The sequence below is a fragment of the Vibrio owensii CAIM 1854 = LMG 25443 genome (assembly GCF_000817815.1).
In the GTDB taxonomy this organism is placed as follows: Bacteria; Pseudomonadota; Gammaproteobacteria; order Enterobacterales; family Vibrionaceae; genus Vibrio; species Vibrio owensii.
The window spans coordinates 1-242 of record NZ_JPRD01000100.1 but is presented as its reverse complement, the minus strand read 5'-3'; the positions used below and the strand labels follow the sequence as shown (position 1 = coordinate 242).

2 tRNA genes are annotated in these 242 nt (G+C 53.7%); both read right to left on the bottom strand.

Features of this window, described 5'->3' with window-relative positions:
• Positions 1 to 16 precede the first annotated feature (16 nt).
• Positions 17 to 92 (bottom strand) — tRNA-Val (locus H735_RS29425).
• Positions 93 to 127: 35 nt separating this feature from the next.
• Positions 128 to 203: transfer RNA gene (locus H735_RS29420), tRNA-Ala, on the bottom strand.
• Positions 204 to 242: the final 39 nt, after the last annotated feature.

The following is a 242-nucleotide window of genomic DNA, read 5'->3' as shown; positions in this document are numbered from 1 at the left end:
AGAGAATGTTTAAAGATGGTGGGCGATACCGGGCTCGAACCAGTGACCCCCTGCTTGTAAGGCAGGTGCTCTCCCAACTGAGCTAATCGCCCACATAAGTTTTTCGTCTTGTGGTAGACGTCAAGAATGGTGGAGCTATGCGGGATCGAACCGCAGACCTCCTGCGTGCAAGGCAGGCGCTCTCCCAGCTGAGCTATAGCCCCATCTTGAGAGTCATTCTTAAAGAATGGTGGGTCGTGCAG